The sequence below is a fragment of the Streptomyces sp. UNOB3_S3 genome (assembly GCF_020740895.1).
GTDB lineage: Bacteria > Actinomycetota > Actinomycetes > Streptomycetales > Streptomycetaceae > Streptomyces.
Window position 1 is genome coordinate 1 of record NZ_JAILXP010000523.1, and the last position, 3,736, is coordinate 3,736.

At 72.1% G+C, this 3,736-nt stretch carries 3 protein-coding genes and 1 pseudogene; 1 reads left to right on the forward strand and 3 read right to left on the reverse strand.

What is annotated here, in order from left to right; genetic code table 11:
- Positions 1 to 758, forward strand: a 758-nt coding sequence (locus K6I33_RS32935; RefSeq protein WP_229358324.1) for a hypothetical protein, incomplete at its 5' end; no start/stop codon positions are given.
- 78 nt (positions 759 to 836) lie between these two features.
- Here the strand turns inward: K6I33_RS32935 and K6I33_RS32940 are convergent.
- From K6I33_RS32940 to K6I33_RS32950, 3 genes and pseudogenes are all read right to left on the reverse strand, one after another.
- Complete coding sequence (locus K6I33_RS32940; protein WP_229358326.1) at positions 837 to 1,541, reverse strand: hypothetical protein; 705 nt, start codon at positions 1,539 to 1,541, stop codon at positions 837 to 839.
- Between the two features lie 101 nt (positions 1,542 to 1,642).
- Positions 1,643 to 2,929 carry a geranylgeranyl reductase family protein gene (locus K6I33_RS32945; protein ID WP_229358328.1) on the reverse strand — a complete coding sequence of 429 codons (1,287 nt, stop codon included), beginning with the start codon at positions 2,927 to 2,929 and terminating at the stop codon, positions 1,643 to 1,645.
- 75 nt (positions 2,930 to 3,004) lie between these two features.
- Positions 3,005 to 3,736 (reverse strand): annotated as a pseudogene (locus K6I33_RS32950) (hypothetical protein); the annotation flags it as partial.

Below are 3,736 nucleotides of genomic sequence, written 5' to 3' on the forward strand. Positions count from 1 at the left end.
GCTCCGCCGCCCCCGCCCCTGACGGCCGTTCGCGCGGCGGCCGGACGGCACCGGAGGCGCCGGGCGAAGCCCCCGGCAACGGGTCCGGGAATCCGGGCGGCGGCGGAGGGGGCGACTCCGCCGGCATACCCCTGACCGTGGCGACCCGCCCGTACGTCTGGGAGGACCGGTGCGACCAGTGGTATCTGACGGACCGGCAGCCTCTGTTCATGCCCACGCCTCCGGAGGAGGCGGACTCCCTCGGCTGGGCGGCGAACCTGCGGGCCGTGTCGGGCGGGCACGCGAAGGTCGAGTTCTCCGTACAGGGCAAGGGCCCCGAGGCCGTCGTGCTGCACGCCGCACGGGTCCGGGTCGTCAACCGGACGGCGCCGCTGTCCTGGACGGCGTACACGATGGGGTCCGGCTGTGGCGGCGGCCTCACGCCCGCCTTCCACGACATCGACCTCGACGCCGAACAGCCGGTGGTCCGCCCGGTGTCCGGCGTGCAGGGCGACGTAAAGGTCCCCGCCACGGACTTCCCCTACCGGGTGAGCTCGACCGATCCCCAGGTACTGGAGGTCGTGGCCCGTACCGAGGGCCATGACGTCAGCTGGTACCTGGAGCTGGAGTGGAGCAGCGGGGACCGGCACGGCACCCTCCGCCTCGACGACCACGGGCGCCCGTTCCGTACGAGCGCCATCAAGGACCGTCCGCAGTACCTCTACGAGCTGGGCAGGGACGTCTGGACGCGGGTGGAGGACGAGTACCGGTCCAAGTAGGCCCGCCCTCCCCACAAGCCCGCCCGCCGCGCGGGGGCGGGTCCGCTACGGCGGGCGGTGTCAGCGGAAATCTCCGTCTCAGGGGCAGTTCAGGGGCTGATTCCCGCTGTCGACGACACACACGTCCGTACCGGCGCCCCCGTCCACCTCGCCCTGGTTGTCGTGGACGTGCAGGTAGTCGTCCCCGTCGCCGCCGTGCACCCGGCCCGTGGGGGCCACGGTGCCGTTGATGTCGATGAGGTCGTTCTCGCCGACGCCTTCCACGAGGCCCCGGATGGTGACGGCGCCGTCGGCGAGGATGACGTCCGAGCCCCGCGCGCCGCGGACAATGCTGGTGTCGCCGGTCGTGGCGGTCTTGAAGAGGAGGATGAGGTCGTCGTCCTGGCCGCCCCGGACCGCGCCGAGGACCGCGCCCCTGAGGTCGATCTCGTCCCGCCCGGCCTGGCCGTCGATGGTGCCCGTCCCGGTCAGCCGGGCGCCCTCCGCGAGGACGATGTGGTCCGTGCCGTCGCCGCCGAGGACGCGGCCGGACACGTCCCCGTTGAGGGTGATCGTGTCGGCGCCGCCCTTGGCGTCGACGGTGGCGCCCGCGTCGAGGCCGGTGCAGACGATGACGTCGTCGCCGTCGGTGCCGGTGACGTCGGGGCCGGGCACGGCGGTGCCGTTGACGGTGCAGGAGGTCGCGGCCTGGGCGGGCGCCGCGAGGAAGGCGGTGGGGAGGAGGAGGGCCGCCACCGTGACGGCGGCTCGGCGGAGACGCGTGACCCGGCTCGTACGCTTCATGGCGAGCACATCCCCTTCACAACGGGACTCCGGCTCTCCCCCATTACCTTCCGCGGGGCCGACACGCCGAAACGACGCGAAAGCCCCACGAAAGGGTGAAACTACGAACGCGGCGCCACCTTGCTCAGGCCGTTGATGATGCGGTCCATCGCGTCGCCGCCCGTCGGGTCGGTCAGGTTCGCCAGCATCTTCAGCGTGAACTTCATCAGCAGCGGGTGCGTCAGGCCGCGCTCCGTCGCCAGCTTCATGACCTTCGGGTTGCCGATGAGCTTCACGAAGGCCCGGCCGAGCGTGTAGTAGCCGCCGTAGGTGTCCTTGAGGACCTTCGGGTAGCGCTGGAGGGCCAGTTCCCGCTGCGCGTACGAGGCACGGGCGTGCGCCTGGACGATGACGTCGGCGACGATCTGGCCCGACTCCATGGCGTAGGCGATGCCCTCGCCGTTGAAGGGGTTGACCAGGCCGCCCGCATCGCCGACGAGCAGCAGGCCGCGGGTGTAGTGCGGCTGGCGGTTGAAGGCCATGGGGAGGGCGGCGCCGCGGATGGGGCCGGTCATGTTCTCGGGGGTGTAGCCCCAGTCCTCGGGCATCGAGGCGCACCACGCCTTGAGCACCTCGCGCCAGTCCAGCTCCTTGAAGGAGTCGGAGGTGTTGAGGACGCCGAGGCCGACGTTGCTCGTGCCGTCGCCCATGCCGAAGATCCAGCCGTAGCCGGGCAGCAGCCGGTCCGGGCCGGGCCCGCGGCGGTCCCAGAGCTCCAGCCAGGACTCCAGGTAGTCGTCGTCGTGGCGCGGGGAGGTGAAGTACGTGCGGACGGCGACGCCCATCGGGCGGTCCTCGCGACGGTGGAGGCCCATGGCCAGCGAGAGGCGGGAGGAGTTGCCGTCGGCGGCGACCACGAGCGGGGCGTGGAAGGTGACCGGCGTCTTCTCCTCGCCCAGCTTCGCCTCGACGCCGGTGATGCGGCCCGTGCGGTCGTCGATGACGGGCGCGCCGACGTTGCAGCGCTCGTACAGCCGGGCGCCGGCCTTGACGGCCTGGCGCGCCAGCTGCTCGTCGAAGTCGTCGCGCTTGCGGACCAGTCCGTAGTCCGGGAAGGACGCCAGCTCCGGCCAGTCGAGTTCGAGGCGGACGCCGCCGCCGATGATGCGGAGGCCCTTGTTGCGCAGCCAGCCCGCTTCCTCGGAGATGTCGATGCCCATCGCCACGAGCTGCTTGGTGGCGCGCGGGGTGAGGCCATCGCCGCACACCTTCTCGCGCGGGAAGGCCGTCTTCTCCAGGAGGAGGACGTCGAGGCCGGCCTTGGCCAGGTAGTACGCCGTCGTGGAGCCGGCCGGGCCCGCCCCGACGACGATCACATCAGCGCTGTGTTCGGAGGGGGACTCGGTCACGGCGGGGACTCCCGAAGACTCGTCGATTGGGGACGGGTGCAGTCTATGGGGGCGGCCCCGCCGGGCCCGTGGGGGTCAGTTGAAGTCCACGGGGATGACCGACCAGGTGGCCACCGCCGTGTCGAACACCTTCCGCGAACCCGCCCAGTACTCGTCGCGCGCCTGGAAGTAGACGGCGTACTCCGTACCCGCCTCGTTCATGTACGCCTGGTCGACGGCGTGCATCGTCCTGCCCGTGTCCCGCTGGACCCAGGTGAACTCCCAGCGGGCGCCGGGACGGCCCTGGAAGGTGTTGGCGTCGAGCGCGACCCGCTGGTACGTGCTGTTCTTCTCCTTGAGGGTCTTCTCCAGCTCCAGGAAGTGGTCGTAGGCGGTCTGCGGGCTCTTGAGCAGGAGGCCGACGCGGAGGTACGAGCCTCCGGTACCCGGCTCGTAGTCGATCTGGAAGTTCCCCTTGTCGCCGCGCTTCCAGCCGTCGGGGACGGCGAGCCTGAAGCCCAGGGAGTCGCTCTGCATCGTGTAGCCGGGAGGGACGGAGGCCGCCGCGCCCGGTTCGGCCGGGGAGCCGGTGGAGGCCGCGGGCTGGGGGGACGGTTCGGTGGGGCCGCCGGAGGCGGACGGCCCGGCCGGTCCGGCCGACGGGGTCACGACCACGTGGCCGTCCCGGTTGTCGCTGTCGTGCCGACCGCCGTCGGTCCGGCCGACCAGCATCACCCCGGCCGTCGCGGCGCCGCCGACCAGGAACGCCGCCAGGCCGATGGCCGCCCACACGATCGGGCTGCGAACGGACCCCGCACGCGGGGGGAC